This window comes from Bradyrhizobium sp. USDA3010 (genome assembly GCF_056429065.1).
Map to the genome: position 1 here is coordinate 17,963 of NZ_JBWJZD010000023.1, position 14,545 is coordinate 32,507.

At 58.6% G+C, this 14,545-nt stretch carries 21 protein-coding genes and 2 pseudogenes; 16 read left to right on the top strand and 7 right to left on the bottom strand.

Features of this window, described 5'->3' with window-relative positions; translation table 11 throughout:
• Positions 1-103: 103 nt before the first annotated feature.
• Positions 104-337: a hypothetical protein gene (locus tag AC066Y_RS28645; RefSeq protein ID WP_478276788.1), complete on the top strand. Its 234-nt coding sequence runs from the start codon at positions 104-106 to the stop codon at positions 335-337.
• Between the two features lie 65 nt (positions 338-402).
• Here AC066Y_RS28645 and AC066Y_RS28650 read toward each other — a convergent pair whose 3' ends face one another.
• Positions 403-1,113, bottom strand: coding sequence for a tyrosine-type recombinase/integrase (locus AC066Y_RS28650; RefSeq protein WP_478276896.1), 711 nt, complete (start codon positions 1,111-1,113; stop codon positions 403-405).
• A gap of 217 nt (positions 1,114-1,330) precedes the next feature.
• Here AC066Y_RS28650 and AC066Y_RS28655 point away from each other — a divergent pair, with 217 nt between their 5' ends.
• The 3 genes and pseudogenes from AC066Y_RS28655 (at position 1,331) to AC066Y_RS28665 (ending at position 2,660) form a co-directional block, all read left to right on the top strand.
• Positions 1,331-1,531 (top strand): hypothetical protein, encoded by a 201-nt coding sequence (locus AC066Y_RS28655; protein WP_478276789.1) that lies wholly within the window; start codon positions 1,331-1,333, stop codon positions 1,529-1,531.
• Positions 1,521-1,622, top strand: a pseudogene (locus AC066Y_RS28660) (SOS response-associated peptidase); the annotation flags it as partial. The gene AC066Y_RS28655 and the pseudogene AC066Y_RS28660, both read left to right, overlap by 11 nt.
• A 783-nt stretch (positions 1,623-2,405) precedes the next feature.
• A complete protein-coding gene (locus AC066Y_RS28665) occupies positions 2,406-2,660 on the top strand; it encodes a hypothetical protein (protein WP_478276790.1) in 255 nt (84 codons plus the stop codon).
• Between the two features lie 107 nt (positions 2,661-2,767).
• On the opposite strand, the gene AC066Y_RS28670 is transcribed toward AC066Y_RS28665, so the two are convergent.
• Positions 2,768-3,112, bottom strand: coding sequence for a hypothetical protein (locus AC066Y_RS28670; RefSeq protein ID WP_478276791.1), 345 nt, complete (start codon positions 3,110-3,112; stop codon positions 2,768-2,770).
• A gap of 473 nt (positions 3,113-3,585) precedes the next feature.
• Between AC066Y_RS28670 and AC066Y_RS28675 the strand changes: the two genes are divergently transcribed.
• On the top strand, positions 3,586-3,810 hold the full coding sequence (locus AC066Y_RS28675; RefSeq protein WP_478276792.1) for a hypothetical protein: 225 nt from the start codon (positions 3,586-3,588) through the stop codon (positions 3,808-3,810).
• Between the two features lie 703 nt (positions 3,811-4,513).
• On the opposite strand, the gene AC066Y_RS28680 is transcribed toward AC066Y_RS28675, so the two are convergent.
• Positions 4,514-5,191, bottom strand: a complete 678-nt coding sequence (locus tag AC066Y_RS28680) for a TenA family protein (protein WP_478276793.1) — start codon at positions 5,189-5,191, stop codon at positions 4,514-4,516.
• A 309-nt stretch (positions 5,192-5,500) separates the two neighbouring features.
• The gene (locus tag AC066Y_RS28685) at positions 5,501-6,469 is read right to left on the bottom strand and encodes a c-type cytochrome (RefSeq protein ID WP_478276794.1); all 969 of its coding nucleotides are present in this window, start codon (positions 6,467-6,469) and stop codon (positions 5,501-5,503) included.
• Between the two features lie 703 nt (positions 6,470-7,172).
• Here AC066Y_RS28685 and AC066Y_RS28690 point away from each other — a divergent pair.
• The gene (locus AC066Y_RS28690; protein ID WP_478276795.1) at positions 7,173-7,679 is read left to right on the top strand and encodes a universal stress protein; all 507 of its coding nucleotides are present in this window, start codon (positions 7,173-7,175) and stop codon (positions 7,677-7,679) included.
• Positions 7,680-7,918: 239 nt separating this feature from the next.
• On the opposite strand, the gene AC066Y_RS28695 is transcribed toward AC066Y_RS28690, so the two are convergent.
• Positions 7,919-8,248, bottom strand: coding sequence for a hypothetical protein (locus tag AC066Y_RS28695; RefSeq protein WP_478276796.1), 330 nt, complete (start codon positions 8,246-8,248; stop codon positions 7,919-7,921).
• A gap of 108 nt (positions 8,249-8,356) precedes the next feature.
• Here AC066Y_RS28695 and AC066Y_RS28700 point away from each other — a divergent pair, with 108 nt between their 5' ends.
• The 3 genes from AC066Y_RS28700 (at position 8,357) to AC066Y_RS28710 (ending at position 9,722) form a co-directional block, all read left to right on the top strand.
• On the top strand, positions 8,357-8,773 hold the full coding sequence (locus tag AC066Y_RS28700) for a hypothetical protein (protein ID WP_478276797.1): 417 nt from the start codon (positions 8,357-8,359) through the stop codon (positions 8,771-8,773).
• A 278-nt stretch (positions 8,774-9,051) separates the two neighbouring features.
• On the top strand, positions 9,052-9,357 hold the full coding sequence (locus tag AC066Y_RS28705; protein ID WP_478276798.1) for a hypothetical protein: 306 nt from the start codon (positions 9,052-9,054) through the stop codon (positions 9,355-9,357).
• Positions 9,358-9,524: 167 nt separating this feature from the next.
• Positions 9,525-9,722, top strand: coding sequence for a hypothetical protein (locus tag AC066Y_RS28710; RefSeq protein WP_478276799.1), 198 nt, complete (start codon positions 9,525-9,527; stop codon positions 9,720-9,722).
• Positions 9,723-9,792: 70 nt separating this feature from the next.
• Here AC066Y_RS28710 and AC066Y_RS28715 read toward each other — a convergent pair whose 3' ends face one another.
• Positions 9,793-10,011, bottom strand: a complete 219-nt coding sequence (locus tag AC066Y_RS28715) for a hypothetical protein (protein ID WP_478276800.1) — start codon at positions 10,009-10,011, stop codon at positions 9,793-9,795.
• Between the two features lie 75 nt (positions 10,012-10,086).
• Here AC066Y_RS28715 and AC066Y_RS28720 point away from each other — a divergent pair, with 75 nt between their 5' ends.
• The 3 genes and pseudogenes from AC066Y_RS28720 to AC066Y_RS28730 form a co-directional block, all read left to right on the top strand.
• Entirely contained in the window at positions 10,087-10,236 is a 150-nt protein-coding gene (locus AC066Y_RS28720) for a hypothetical protein (protein WP_478276801.1), read from the top strand.
• 3 nt (positions 10,237-10,239) lie between these two features.
• A complete protein-coding gene (locus tag AC066Y_RS28725; protein ID WP_478276802.1) occupies positions 10,240-10,443 on the top strand; it encodes a hypothetical protein in 204 nt (67 codons plus the stop codon).
• Between the two features lie 603 nt (positions 10,444-11,046).
• Positions 11,047-11,191, top strand: a pseudogene (locus AC066Y_RS28730) (SOS response-associated peptidase); the annotation flags it as partial.
• A gap of 545 nt (positions 11,192-11,736) precedes the next feature.
• Here the strand turns inward: AC066Y_RS28730 and AC066Y_RS28735 are convergent.
• Positions 11,737-11,931, bottom strand: coding sequence for a hypothetical protein (locus AC066Y_RS28735; RefSeq protein WP_478276803.1), 195 nt, complete (start codon positions 11,929-11,931; stop codon positions 11,737-11,739).
• 393 nt (positions 11,932-12,324) lie between these two features.
• On the opposite strand from AC066Y_RS28735, the gene AC066Y_RS28740 reads away from it, so the two are divergent.
• The 4 genes from AC066Y_RS28740 (at position 12,325) to AC066Y_RS28755 (ending at position 14,498) form a co-directional block, all read left to right on the top strand.
• Positions 12,325-12,540, top strand: a complete 216-nt coding sequence (locus AC066Y_RS28740) for a dodecin family protein (protein WP_092126770.1) — start codon at positions 12,325-12,327, stop codon at positions 12,538-12,540.
• Positions 12,541-12,815: 275 nt separating this feature from the next.
• Positions 12,816-13,406, top strand: a complete 591-nt coding sequence (locus tag AC066Y_RS28745) for a hypothetical protein (protein ID WP_478276804.1) — start codon at positions 12,816-12,818, stop codon at positions 13,404-13,406.
• Between the two features lie 34 nt (positions 13,407-13,440).
• On the top strand, positions 13,441-13,653 hold the full coding sequence (locus AC066Y_RS28750; protein WP_478276805.1) for a hypothetical protein: 213 nt from the start codon (positions 13,441-13,443) through the stop codon (positions 13,651-13,653).
• Between the two features lie 386 nt (positions 13,654-14,039).
• Positions 14,040-14,498: a DUF4760 domain-containing protein gene (locus AC066Y_RS28755; protein WP_478276806.1), complete on the top strand. Its 459-nt coding sequence runs from the start codon at positions 14,040-14,042 to the stop codon at positions 14,496-14,498.
• Positions 14,499-14,545 lie beyond the last annotated feature (47 nt).

Consider the following 14,545-nt stretch of genomic DNA (forward strand, 5'->3'; position numbering starts at 1 on the left):
GATGTCAGCATTTGCGACGGCACGTTGAGCACTACTCGCCACGGGCTATTCGTGCTTTGATGTCGGCCAGGATCGGCTGACAGGTCCGACGGGAGGCCTTCTGGTGCTTGGTGACGTGCTACGCAACATCACGTCAGGCGGCTTTTCCCTCGCGCCCAACAATCGTCGCGCGTCAGGTTCCGAGCGGCGTCGAATCGAATCGACCGACATGGCTGCCGCGCCCGAAATCGATGCGCATGTCGTTGCGCACAAAAAACACAGAAACTATAAGTGCTTGAAAGAATGGTCGGAGTGGCAGGATTCGAACCTGCGACCCCTGCGTCCCGAACGTAAGTAGCAATCGAAAATAACAACGAAAACAATGAAGTTCGGTTGCGATTAACCACCTTTATCGCCCCTTGTTCACGGTGTTTCGGTGGTCAATCGGTGGTTGGCCTGATTCCTGACCTGAGTAGCGGCGGCATTCTTTCGGTCTGCGCTGCGGGTGTAACGTTCAGCCTCGCTATCTGTCCTCCACCCGAACCACGCCTTGAGTTCTGTTGTGGTGGTGCCGCGATCTGCGAGTCGCGTTGCAGCGGCCTTACGGAGACCATGGATGGCATCGCAAACTTCCCGAAACCAATTCCCGAAACCTGCCGCGCTGAAAGGCTTGCCTTGGGCAGTCATCAAGAAATTGAGGTGATCATTTGCAAGCATTGCGTCAATTGCCTGCTGCTGCTCCGGCATCACCGGCACGTCGGACGGCACGCCGGTCTTTTGACGTTTGAGGGACAGCGTTCCGTTCCGAACATGCTGCTTGCCTATCCTTACGACGTCGCAACGTGACTGCCCAACCTGCAACAGGAGTTCATATGCTAACCGTTCGCGCGTGCCGATCGGATGGTGGCTCTCGAACTTGCCGCACTCCTCCTGCTCCCACGGATGATGCCCGTCGGATCTAATCGGGACCAATTTCACGCCTGCAAGCGGATCCACCGCAAGCATATCGAGCGAGAGGCAATGGTCGATCAAGCCGCGAAGGGCCTTCCGCCAGTTTGAGGCCGCCGCCGGGATTTCTTGCTCAAAATCGCCTGAAGTGCCTTTCTGGGCATAAATGCGATTCGCTTTTCCCATGCGCTTCACGGAAACGCTTCAAGATTGCTAGGCGCATCTGTTGTGAGCTTTTGGCGAGACCGTCGCGGAAGGCACTGGACTGGTAGTAGGCGACAATTGCAGCGTTTACGGTCCCGGGGCGCGTGCGGCTTGGCACAGGCGCTCTTCGCGCGCGCGGCCCTCCCACCGACGGTCGAGCGGCTGCCGGCCCGATAGGTTTCGGCTCCGGTAGTGGCCGTTGGAAGCCGACCAAGAAGTTCGCAGCGGCCAGGCGCCGCAATCCGATCCGAAAGAACAATCCGTGAGCAACAACTGGAAGTACGATCGCGCGAAAGAGGCCATCGACAAGCGCATCGAGGAGGTCGAGACCGTCGAGATCGCCGACTACAAGCGCGACATGTCCCTGGAGTCGATTCCGACCACTAAGGCCTTGGGATGAGGCAAAGGCGGTGCAGCGGCCATTGCCTGACGACGCTCTCAAGATCGTCGCCCGCGGCGCGACGAAGGAAGACGTCTCGGTATCGTTATGAGGGCAACCGGAAGATGTTCAGCCAAGCGCAGCTTTAAGATCGAGCGATCCTACGACAGCAAGTTGACCGCCCTTGGCTTCGGCGGTGCGAGCTTTGCGACGGCAACGGGCGAAAGGTCTGATCGGTACTGATCCGACGAGGGTGTAACGCCCGCATGAGCCCTGATACGGCGCCGTGCTAAACGATACAACCGATGCAACACCGCCGGAATTGCAGAATTGATCGTCGTATAAGACTTTATTAGGGCATCAGAAATACCGTTAGGTCGTCTGGACCCCTATTGCGCGGCCCTGACTTTGTTGTGACGTGACCCCGCCACGTTCTCAGCGCGGCGGGTCACGGAGCCGCAGAGCTGCCTTGCGGTCACGGCCAACGACGCCCAAAGCGAACGGCGCACCATTTTTCAAGTACCAACGCATTATCGAAACAACTGACGACCAACATGCCGCTCGCTGTTTGTCTTATCTGTCAGGTAGAACGGAAGTTGATCGGGCTTTCGCCTATTGCGGAACGCTATCAGCTTAGGTCGTTCGAGTGTCCGATCTGCAAGAACGTGCTTGACCTCGTTGAGCACGAAAATAAGCGCGTCCCGGTATACGGCGTTCCGCGAGCGCTGCAGCCAACCTCATGATCCGAACACTTCTCATTGCGGCAATTTTGGCCACGGGCTTGCACGTTGCAGATCAGCATTTCGCAGGAGCCAAATACACCGACGCGATCGGCCGGATGACGGCTCAGATGCGTCATTCTTTTAGGATTTAATCAGACACAGGCGCTAAATCGATGGATGACAAAGTCAAAATTCGTTGCCCAGCCTGCACGCGCGTCTTCAGAGAGAAGGCCAATCGAATTCGCGACGGCCTGCAAGTCAACTGTCACAATTGCAATAAGCTGATAACTTTGACGAAGGAGACTGAAGACCCGTTTCTACGTCGGGCACTGAAGACCGCTCGTGAAATCAGAGCGGCGCAGGACGCGGCCGCCTTCGCGAAGACCTACAGCACTGCGGCGACTGCTCCGAAGCGTGAACCGTCCTAGTCTTTGCTCTTCGAACGATGCGGTCGCGCCGGGGTGACTTCGAATAGTTCATAGTCAATGGCGGCGCCCGTTCCTTGGGCGGCGGCCGAAGCCGCCGCCGGTGAGGGTTACGCCGTTGCACACGCGACGCGGAGCACCGCATCGGCAAGCTCTCGGCTGAGGAGCAGACCCCGCCCCTGTTCGCCGCCGTCATAGTTGCCCCGGTGTGCCTCTTCGAAGAGCGTCACCGCGCGCGCAAGGATCAGAACGCCGGTCATCGTTTGCGGTGGATGCTTCCGAATTTTTGATAACAGCGAGTGGATTTCGCGCGCCCGCTCTTGCGCTGCATCCTTTGCGGCGGCGATGCCTGATGCATCGATCGCGTTCACGCAGTCGACCTCGTATCCCTGCGCCGGGGCGATGCGCCCGGTCAGGTCCGCTTCCAGCCGTTGCCGAGCCTTCTTCCCCCCCAATCCTCGGGGTCTTTACGGACCGCGGCAAGGAGCGGTCGGAGGCAATCGGACCTGAGCACGTTGAACGTGGGTTGCCCAAAGCCGTCCGCCTGCTCGAAGCAGCCATAGGGCGCGCCGATCGGCCGCGGACGTGATCACGATCGACGCCGGTGGCTTGGGCCAGAGTTCGGCAGCGACCGCCCTAGCCTCCTCCGGACGCGCCAGAGCGGCCCGGTAGGCAGCCTGCTTCGCGTCCAGTTCGACGCCCAGGGTCAGCAACTCCGGGCGCTCGGCGGCGGCCGCGGACGCTGTGGTGGCCGATGGCAGTGCGGTCGCGCCTGCCGCGGCCACCGGCTCGACCAACGCCGCCCCCGCGGCCGGTGCGAGGCCCGCCAGCATTGTCGGAGCGGCCCGAAGAGCGCTGGCCGCCGTGACTGCCGTTGCCGCCCTACTCCCGACATGACAGGTTGTCCTCATTGGTGATTGGGGGGCAGATGAAGCGGCTTCAGAAATTCGTTGAGCGCGGCGCCTACGGCGAAGGACCCGGCCGAACTGCCTATGCGCTAGATCCTGCAAAGCTGCCCGACCCGACCGCCGGCTTTAAATGGCGGGTCGTTGACGACTTCAAGCCGGGTGAAGCGATCCTAGCCAATCAAGGCTTGAAATCCGTCTTCCAGCGAGCGCTTGAATATGGCGTTGCACTGGTCTCAAGCGACTGAATGCCCGTCGTTCTGCCCCGGGCGTTGATTTCGATCGCGTCGCCTGACGGGGCGACGCAACGGACGTCCTCGCATTAATCTCAGAAATCGCTGTCTCGCAATCAAGCGCTTCAGGCAAACGCTTACACCGCTCGCCAGTGATCAGGCTTCTTCTTGTCGTTCAAGTGCCGCACCCTCGCGACATGAGGCGAATGGCCATCTTTCTTTGCCCAGTCGATCGCCTCACGCTGCGTGCGGAAGGCTGCCAACACGTGATCGGCGTGGTCTTCGTCGACATAATATTCAATAGCACTTCCTTCTGGCCCTGCCCTTGGGACGAGCCTCAATGAATACAACAGCCATTTTTTCTCCTAACGCCGGGGTTGTTTATGCCGGCGAGCGCTACCCAGCGGCCTCTGGATCATTCGATCATTCCAACGCAACGCCGGGTCATAGTTAGCGACCTCTTCGATTGACTTCGGAGGACTATTGCATCGGACCGCCTGGAGATCAGGACCCAAATCACTGTTAACAGCAAGGCCGGGATACCGAAGAAGAAGAAGAAGAAGAAGTACCAGGGCGCAGTGTACAGTGTACATAATGAGTGGTCCGGATCAGCGCGACGAATAAGATGGCCATTTGATTTCGCAGGCTTATTCGGATCGGTTACGCAGGGGTTTTTGGTATGCGCACAAAGGGATCAAAGTGGACGCCCCGCTCTGCGCTAATGAACGGACGTCGCACCAGTGCGCCATGCCATTTCCCAGAAATCGGCTTCGAGCCGGGTGGCCTCCTTGAAGATCACGATCAGCTCTGCCTCGCGGGCCGGCGTGGCGTAGAGATGGGCAAGGCCTTCGAGGTGCGCCCGCGCTTTTGCCGCGACCTCCTGGTATGGTGCACCGGCATACTCGGCGATCCAAACGCGATAGGGGTTCGTTGCAGCGTGCGCATCGGGTCGCGAGGCGAGCCGCGTCGCGATCTCTGCGTAGCCGATCACGCAGGGGGCAAGCGCGACCTTGAGTGCCAGCAGATCACCGCGCATTCCCGCGTCGAGCACGTAGCGGGTATAGGCCAGCGTCTCGATCGCCGGAGGGGTTTGTTCAAGATCGCTGGGTGACAGGCCCCAGCCAGCGCAGAGCTTCACATGCAGGTTCATCTCGATGTCGAGAATAGCCGAGAGGCCGGCAGCCGCCTCGCGCATGTCAACCAGCTTTGGCGACTTATAGACGGAGAGCGCGTAGGCGCGAGCAAACTCGATGAGGAACAGATAGTCCTGAACGAGGTAGTTGCGAAACCCCGCTTCGGCGAGCGAACCGTCTGCCAACCCTTCCGTGAAGGGATGCTCGGTGTAGGCCCGCCACTCGGCTGATGCTGCTTCCTTGAGTCGCTCGAAGAAGGTCATGATCTTTCGCAGGGTTTGCTTCTCAATAAGGGTCTTTGGCTCGCTACCCCGTCATAAGCAGACCTCTCAGGTCAAGACAATGTCCGCTCTTCACCTCAACATGGGACATTCTTCTAGGCAGCGGTTACGTCAGGTTTGTGCCGAACCGGACCTCATACGTCCTTCTATGAAGAGAGCGATGCGACACGAGCCTCAGGCTCGCCTACGGCCGGCGCCTCCTATGCCTGCTCAAAGCACATTCAGGGAGTTGGGCCCGACGCTCCTGAGCATGACCTTGTCCCGGATGGCGTGGCGCGGTTTCGTGCCCGCTCACGGATCGCGAGATGCGAGGTACGCGACAATCGCGAGAAGGTCCTGCTCGTCGAGATTGGCCACAACCTGAGCCATCAACGGGCTCCATTCTCCCGTTCGAGCGCCATGCTGGAAGTCATAGAGCTGCCTGAACATGTAGCTCGGTGAACGACCAGCAATGCTTGGCAACGGTCCAAGCCCTTTTAGGTCCGCGCCATGGCACAACACGCATTGGATCGTTTTGCCCGCCCCACCTTTCATGACTAGCGCCTCGCCTTTGGCGAGGCTTCCGATTGGTGCATACGCTGTGAAGGTCGATCGAGGGTCGCGGCTTTCGAAGCGGAGCAGATCGTCGGGAACCTCCACGATCCGCGCTCCGATCGGCTCGCGTTCGCCGGTTTCCACCGCAGCCCAAAGCAGACCCGCCACATAGGTCTTTGGCGCGGTGTCGCTCTCGACCACCTTGATGCGTTTGCGCGGCTGTAAGGCCGAAAAGTAGGCTGCCGCGGCTTCGATTTCGGCGTCAGTGATCGGCTTAGAAAGCTCGATCATTAGCTTTGGCGGAATTCGCCCGGGGAGGGTTGTACCACGCGCCCCGCTCTTGTAGTCGGCCATCTGCTGGATGATGTAGCTCTTCGGCAGCCCTGCAAGGTCCGCGTTTTCCGGACCACCAGGCCCGGTGGCACGGTGACAATATCCGCATGCGAACACACCGGGTTTGCGGCCATTCGCGACGATGTCTGGCAGCGCGCCATGGTCGTCGGGGTGCCAAACCGGCGCAATGAAACGATCACGCAACTGGCTCCAGGTATAGCCGGCCGTGCTGTCTGGCACGCGAACTGGCTTTCCGTCATCGACGGGAGGCTTGTAGTCGGGATTGTTCGGCGTATAGGCCCAACCGGGAGGAACGTCTGCGGCGGTTGCCATCCGTATCGCGAGCAAGCCATAAACGATCACAGACGAGAGCAGCGCGGGAACAATCCTCATTTTCAGTTCCCCGAGTGTCCGAGCCGGCAGCTATGGGGAGCTTGCCTCACCCATGAACTCCGGGCAAGTGCCCACGACTGTCAACGAACTCAAAATAGCTGAAGCCGCCCAAGCAAACCCTGGCCGCCGCGTGTGCCCCGCCGAAGCCATTCAGCCGCGACGTTTGATCTCGGCGTTGCTGTGACGGCCCCCGGTTCGACGCGACCAGGGTCATTCATGTCGCGAAAGTGGGTACCGTCTACTACCCCCTATTTGTCGCGCGCCGCGCGGGCTGACCGGAGCGCATGGATCCACGGACCCGTGCGTCTGCGGCTTGAGCGCGCGCGACAATCGCTTCGGTGGCCTGGAGCGCATCAGCACGCAGGTCCTGTTGGATATCCTGGAGGTACCGTAGCGGGAGTGTACCGCCGGCGCATACCGGCACCTTGCCAAAGTGATGGCTGAACTCGGCTGGACCGCAGTGCGCGTTCGCGACTTCAGCGGGGCGGCTACAAGAGCAGGTTCGGGGCTATGTCCGGGACGGTCGCGCCGTTTCATAAGTTGGCCAAGCACGGCGACCAAGGTGTACCCTACTGGGGTCACCCTCCACGCGCTTCTTACCTCGGACTGTCGCCACGCAGCCCGGTCAATATTGTGATCAGTCTTAGTCGATTAATGCTAGTCTTCACCGGCTGATCTTCGCGGCAAACGATGGGAGCGCCTCATGTATAGGAAGGTTCTTCTCGCTTATGACGGTTCAATCGAAGGACGGCGGGCGTTGCGAGAGGGAGCCAAGCTCGCGCAGCTCTGCCGAGCCGAGGTTTTTCTGCTTGCTGTTGTAGAGCTACCTTCCATCGTGACTCCTGACGCTGGGCTTACCATTCCGATAGACGAACAAACGGCAAATTACAGAGCCATCCTTGCGGAGGGCGTGGAGCGTCTCAAAGCGTTGGGTTTTTCACCTACCGCAAGATTGGAAACGGGAGATCCCGGGCATACAATTGCAGATGTCGCTGAGGAAATGGGAGCGCAACTCGTCGTCGTTGGACATCGCCCGCAAGGGCCACTGGCCCGATGGTGGTTCGGGTCTGTGGGCAGTTACCTGGTCAAGCGTCTCCGCTGCAGTGTCCTGGTCGGTCAAACGGACATCAGCGACGATGAATTTGAGCGGCTGAAGCACCCGGGTGAAAAGCGCACCTCAGATACCGCGTCGATACTACCAAGCGAGTAAGGTGTTCCACACTGCGCCGAAACCAAAGCCGTCAAGCGCGATCGCGGCACGAATTGTAGCAAGGTGGAACGGTTTCGTCGCGCGACAACTTCCTGTTCATTCGGTCCGCCTTTCAGAAGGAGGCCCACTGTTTTCTCTAACCTCTGGCAGAACGACGGGGATAGCTCTTCATCATAGAGAAAGTCCACTTGGATGTGCTGGACGCCAAGCGCGGATGAGTTTCCGATAGCATGCTCGCCTTACAAGGCCCGGTACAGCCGATCGCCTGCGCTTAGCGACGCGTCAGGCCCGCGGCCCGCGAAACCGTTTTCACCACCTGGCGAAACCGCCCGGAAACACTCGTTGATAACACCCCCAAAATGATAAGGGGAAGTTTCATGATGGAAATCGCGATCATCAGTCTGCTGTTTGTAAGCACCGTCATCTTTGGCGCTCACGCTTACGACGCGATCCACACCCATTGAAGGCTCGTGAGAGCCCCGGCGACGACGTTGCCGGACGACATCACCAAGGCTCATCACGCGGATCGCCCTAGATGGCTCGCTCAGCTTGCGGGCGGTTTCGGCCAAACTTAGCCGCCTCGATCCACAGCCGCGATGCGTAGTAGGGCCGCCCCGTTCCGCACCTCAACCAATTGACAATTTGCTGCGCAGTTTAGAGTCCTGCTTTCTGATCGCATGGGCTCGAAATCTCGGGAGTACACGTTCAGCGTCACCGTCCGGCATCTGGCCGAGCGGGCCAAGGAAGCGCGTCTGGATGCCGACGCCGTAACCTGCCAGGCGTGGAACGCCCGCATGCTTGCGTTCCAAGGGCCAGCCCATCCCTCACCTGCACTCGGGCACGCCTTAAACGCCGGCTATCGCTGCCCCGAGGTGAAGTGCCTCGGCTGCGAGACCCATCAGACGGTCGCACTGGATATCGTGCGGCGTCCAAAGTGGACGCCGATCCACGAGCCCGAGCGCTACATGCGATGCCAGGAATGCTCGTGCCGGCAAGGCCATCCGTTCAAGTGCAGTCCCCACCTGGTGGCATTGCGAACCAACAGGATTTCGGCCATCCACCTGCCGTCGACTTGGTCGCCGGGAGAGCGATGACGGCTCTAACGCTCGTCCCGCATATATGGACTTCGCTGGGAGACGAATCTCAAGTCTCGATCCGCCGCCATCGTCTGGAGCCCGTGCATATGCGGCACGTTCACCGGATTGCCCCAAAAGGTCCAAGCGATAGCGCCGGTCACGAGTATTCCGCCGCAGATAGCCAAAAGGTCCCGCCTCATTGCGCTTCCTCCATGTCGGCTATCTCGAAGCATAAATCAGGCCAAGACCGGCGAGCACGGTAGTGCCCGACCTCCGGCCTGAACGCTCAGTGCCGGATGGAAGAGGTGCCGAATGCGCGCGAAACCCGCGACGATTATCAACAGGTCGAATGCGAAGGCTGCGGCCTAAGCCACTTTGTCAACTGCAAGACCGGTAAAGTGCTGGGTCAGAAGCAAGGCCCGCCTCAGTTGTCCTCTGTGATCCTGCCCTTGCCATCACAGGTCTTGCATTCGAGCTGGATAGATTTTGTGGCCCGGCTTTGCCTGCTGCGTAACCGGTTGGGAGCCCGTTCCATTGCAGTCCGGGCAGATACGCTGCTGGCAGCCTCTTTCAAAAGAATAGTGCTGCTACAATTAATTTAGTTGCGGAGCCTCTATCGGCTGCATTACTGTTTTCGTGAAAATCCCCGATGTACACATACTCCGAATTTGACGGTCGCCGCGAGGTGACAGTCATCGTGGTGTCGATTCTTACATGTAAGTGATCACGGTACCGGCGCGAAAGCGCCTCCAAGACACAGGGGGCGTATATGGAAGACCGAAAGATTGCAATGTTGCGCGTGCACGAGCAAAACATTGAGCGTTACCAAGGCTTGCTGCGCACCAAACTTAGCGACGTCGAGACACACTTCATCGAACGGCGCTTATCAGAAGAGCGTTTCGCGATCGGGATGTTGAAATTTATGAGTCGTGGGGAAGAACCCGTGACAGATCATCTGTTCGCATAAGCTGCCTCCGCATACTCCGACGGTAGTAATCCGTTTGAGACATGAACGATGGCACGCTTCGTGCTGACTCCTACATGTCGGGATTTTGTCCCGGGGCGAGACCAGCGCCGCCAGCGAGTATTTTAAGCTTGGCGGCGTTGTTGTGCGTTAGCTTTGGGCCATGCGCATCACGCGAAAGCCGATCGATATTCCACCAGGAGTCGCGCGCCAGTTTGCCGCGGACCTGCGCGCGTGTCACGCCGAGCAGGATGGCAGCCGGCGCGACTGGATCGCCGTCGGCACCAGGCATAGGCTGCCTCGAGCATATGCCGGCGGGCATCAAGTTACGGTTAAGCGAGGTCAAAGAACTCTTCGAGCTGATGCGATGAACACTGTTTGGATCCACACAGACACCGCTAAGAAGGTCGGCGACGAGGACCACATCAAGGTCTTCGCGACAATCGAGGCCGCTGAAAAATGGTTCGAAGAAAACGACCCCGAGGGCGTGGCATTCGAGTACGACGTCCTGGAGTGAAAGATGGCAAAGGACTTGTTGCTGTCATTGCAATTGCCGCATTGGCTGCTGATCGCCGGGGCACTGCTAGTGATCGTCGGCTGCACAGGACTTTTGATCCGACGCAAAGCATCTGCGGAAGTTTCGACAATCCGGACAAAAAGCCGCGACCTCACTTCATCCCAACAGAAGAGCGCCCAGGCCGACGGCGAAGGCAATTATCGCTGAACTTATGGGGCTGTACTCGACGCTGTCCATCTTACTTGAAAATGCGGCTGTAAGTGACATAGCAAGCCCTAGCTCAGGGGGAGCTGGGGCTCCCGGGGCTTTGGAGGCTGTACCGGCGGCAAGCCTCCATCCTCAACGTTACGACCTTTCCGAAGTTCGTCTACTGAGATACTCAATTGCTGCCGGCACGCTACTACCTTTGCCCATGCGGCGCCGCTTGCGGCTCCCATACTATTTCGATTCTGTAGAAAGTAATTGCAGGGAACACGAAGCATGGTGCGCTCAATGCTTGGTATCAGTGTGAGTTTAGTTGCCTTCACTGTCGCGGCTACCGCTCGTGCTCAGGGGATATGCGGCGAGTACGATCGATGGAGCCGCCACTCGACAGCATGCATTCGGCGTTGAGTCTCGGGGCTTTATTTTGTCGAAGGAACAGTTCGCCCGAGACGCCGCAGAAATATTCCGACTGCTGGGAGCATATCGCTCGATCAAAGAAAGAGAGGCGCGTCGACGAGTCGTCGAGGCCGTGCAAGCATTGGCCGAAGGCCGCACAGCCGACAAAGTACTCGACGACAAAGCGGAAAGCCGCATGTTTGAGCGAAGATGTGCAATCTATACAGGGTCACGACGAACCAAGCCGCGATCCTGAACCTGTTTCGGGTCGTCAACCGGTACGTCGGCAATCTGGCGCCCATGCCGGGCGCCTTTCCCTGATTACTCTGCGCTCGTTGTTCGCAATGCCGGTGACGAGTGGAGGATCGAGCGCGTCCGACTTAGATCAATCGTGTCATGGCAACTCGTGGAGCACCCTTGAGATGTTACATATGGCCGTTCTGATCGGAGCACTTTTGGAGGCGTTGTCGACGCAGGTTCGAACGGCGTACCTACAACGCTACTCTGCTGGCGCAGGCCTATGACTGGCTTCGATTGGCGGTCGGTCGCCGGGCTTTAGCGCGGCTGACAACGTGGTGAATGATCCCAAGACTGCTTTTCAAATCGCGATCAAGCGAGGATTCGCGATCGCGTCACGTGATTGAGCACCCGTACGCTTCACGACGCCGTCCGTCGATTTGATCGGCCCTTGCCGCGGCGGCGCCGCGTTTGTTGACGACGTTTTCGACAAGGATCAGGCAATCTCGTCGCAGCCGACGAAACAGAAACGTAAATGAGCCTACCCCAGCTTCGCGCTGCAACGCAGCCATTCGTTTGCGTCTGACCCATTTGAGTCAGGGTCGCATCTGTTCGTCCGCGGCCGAGAAGGTAATGGTCTCCAGAATTCCGGGAGCCAGCGTCTCAGCCCTCTTTACCCGGCCAATATTTCGCCTTGGTGGCGATCCAACGCTCCGCATCGGCTTCCGTATCGAAGTCTCCGATGCGAGAATCCGGTCCATTGCCAGTACCGCCACAAACCAGCGACCATTCCTTGTCTTTTCGGGCTGAAAGTGAGGCGTCTTGATCGTCATGCCGCTGAATATGCGATGTTGACACTCAACATTCCAGAGCGCGGCGACAGCACGAAAGCATAGCCCATTCGGAGCATGCTCTTGTGGCACATGTGACGAACTATCGGGATCGCAAGGCTGTCGTTATTCGACTTGCAATAGGCTGCGCAAGCCCTGCGATATCGAGGCACTCAGAGACTTCATCATATTGCGCCTCCGAGAGAGACGAAAACATCCGGTGTGCCTCTGGCGTCAAGCACGATCGACGCCTCGTACGGACGTTGATCGGACGTTCTCGACAGGCCGGTGTCCGCCCCTTCTCGGCTCCGGACGACGTCCCTGAAGTCATGTGGGTCGTATCGTCGCCGATATCTTGATGCTAGGCTCGACAACGGCAGGGTGCACCTGCTCCCTGCTTCACACTGAACGGGAGGACGACATGCCTGAGAGCGTCTACAAGGTCATAGAGCTGATCGGTACCAGCAACGACTCCTGGGAAAAGGCCGCCACGAATGCGGTCGAGCAAGCTGCAAAATCTCTGCGAGATCTCCGCGTTGCCGAGGTCGTCAAACTCGATATGCAACTGGATGAAAAGGGAAAAGTAGAAGCCTATCGCGCCAAGCTCAACGTATCGTTCAAGTTCGAGGGCACCTGAGCCTCACCACCTCGCCCCGCTTGCGGGGCGAGGTTTGGCTCATTGGAGAAAGATGTCAGGCGCGGTCGCCGGATTTTCATACCTTTATTCAGACCAGATGGCTTGGAGACGCGCACTACCACGGCAGGGAGACAGAATGCCCAGCCGCCTCGCGCGCTAGGCCTTTCCCTGGAGAGCGGCGGCGTAAGTGCTCCACGCGTTCGTCTCCTTCGTGCGACGCAAACCCGGATCCGCGCAGACAATGGCGCGCCGCCCAGGAGAGCATATTGCGATCGATGGATCCTGATTGCCTCGTTGTCTTAGATTTCCCGGTGTTAGTCTTTCGAAAAACGCCAAGGGAGGGAGCCATGGCAGATCGATCGACACAACCACCGACTTGGAACCCCCTCGTCATCGCAGGCCAATTGCACGCGATAGCGAAGCAGAGCCAATCGCTCATGCAGCGCTTTGCCGTGAGCCAGACCGACGCCGCCAGGATCGGCAGGGGAGACACCTCGACGCTCGGATTCGACTTCATCGACCTCATGACGAGCATGATGTCCGACCCTACCCCGGCCGCGAAGGCCCAGATCGACCGCTTCAACGAGAGCGTCGCGCTTTGGCAGAAAACCGCGGAGCGCATATGGACAACTCGTCCTTCCGAACCCGAAAAGCCGTCGGACAAGCGATTCAAACACCCGGATTGGACCGAGAACGCGGTCTTCAACTACGTCAAGGAGAGCTATCTCGTTGCCGCCAAGTCGATCCTTTCGACTGTCAGGGACATCAAGGGCATGGATGAAGGCACGGCTCGCAAGGTCGATTTCTACACGCGTCAGTTCGTCGATGCCATCTCTCCCTCGAACTTCGTCGCAACGGCGCTTTGATCTAACCACCATACTTCAGGCATTGGGGAACTATATGGTCGAAGTGTATTTGAACGTCAGGCGTGATCTGCTCGTTGTGAAAAGGGGATTTCCGATGCCGGTCATTGGTGCCCAAGGCAAATGGCGCAAGAGCAAGAAGAGGGTCATCAGGGTCAGCGATGAGATCAGGCAGGCGGTTCAGAGCCAACGCTATTACATTCGCAAACTGAGCGATCCCAAGAGGGATGGCAGACTTGCTGGCCTCTAAGACCGGCGCGCTTTCTCCTCTGCCGCTTGTGCAAGTTTTCTCCACTCCTCGGCTGCCTGCAACCAGGCTTCTTTCGCGCTCGGAGTCGTGGCCTTGGCCGCCTCGCTGTCACATTCAGCGGCTTTCTGACAGTAATGTTCAGCGTCCTGCTTAGGCACGCGCTTTGGAGACCACCTTGGCGGAAGGAGGTGACGAGGTTAGCGCCACAGCATGCCGTCGCGCAGCCGTATGACTACGGTGCTGTCGCTCCGTTCATCATCGTTGCCGAAACCCGGTAGGCGTGCGGGCCAGATACGCCACACCTTGTGCGATCCCTTCGTCTGCGCAATGAAGGGGTCGGACTGGAGTGCACAGTTTGAGGTGCTGCCAGAAATATTGGAGGTATGATGGCTCTAGACTACGGAAGCGTTCCGCAGTGGGTGACCGCGTTCATTGCGGCGGCCGCCGGACTATTAGCGTTTCACTCAATTCAATCCCAGCGAAGCATCGCACGTCGTCGCGCGGCGTTCGATCTGTTTCTCAAAACGGAAACAGACGAAAAGATGCTGACAGCGTATGACTACTTCCACAATGGCATCGCGGCGCTGAAGGCGGCGTCTAATGCAGAAACCTTCTGCACCAGCTCAGACGAGCAGACGCGCAAGCACTATCTCTCAATACGAAAGTATCTGAACGTTCACGAACTGGTCGCCGTCGGCATTCGTGAAGAAGTCTTGGACCCGGAGGTCTGCTATTCATATTGGGGTGATACGCTCACCAATAATTACAGTGACGCAAAGCCGGTGCTCGAATTCCTCGCAAAGCGGACAGGAACAAGTATACGTATTCCGACTTGCATGAGCTGAACGCAAAATGGGTGAAGAGCAAACGGGAGGCGTCTGACTAGGGCGTG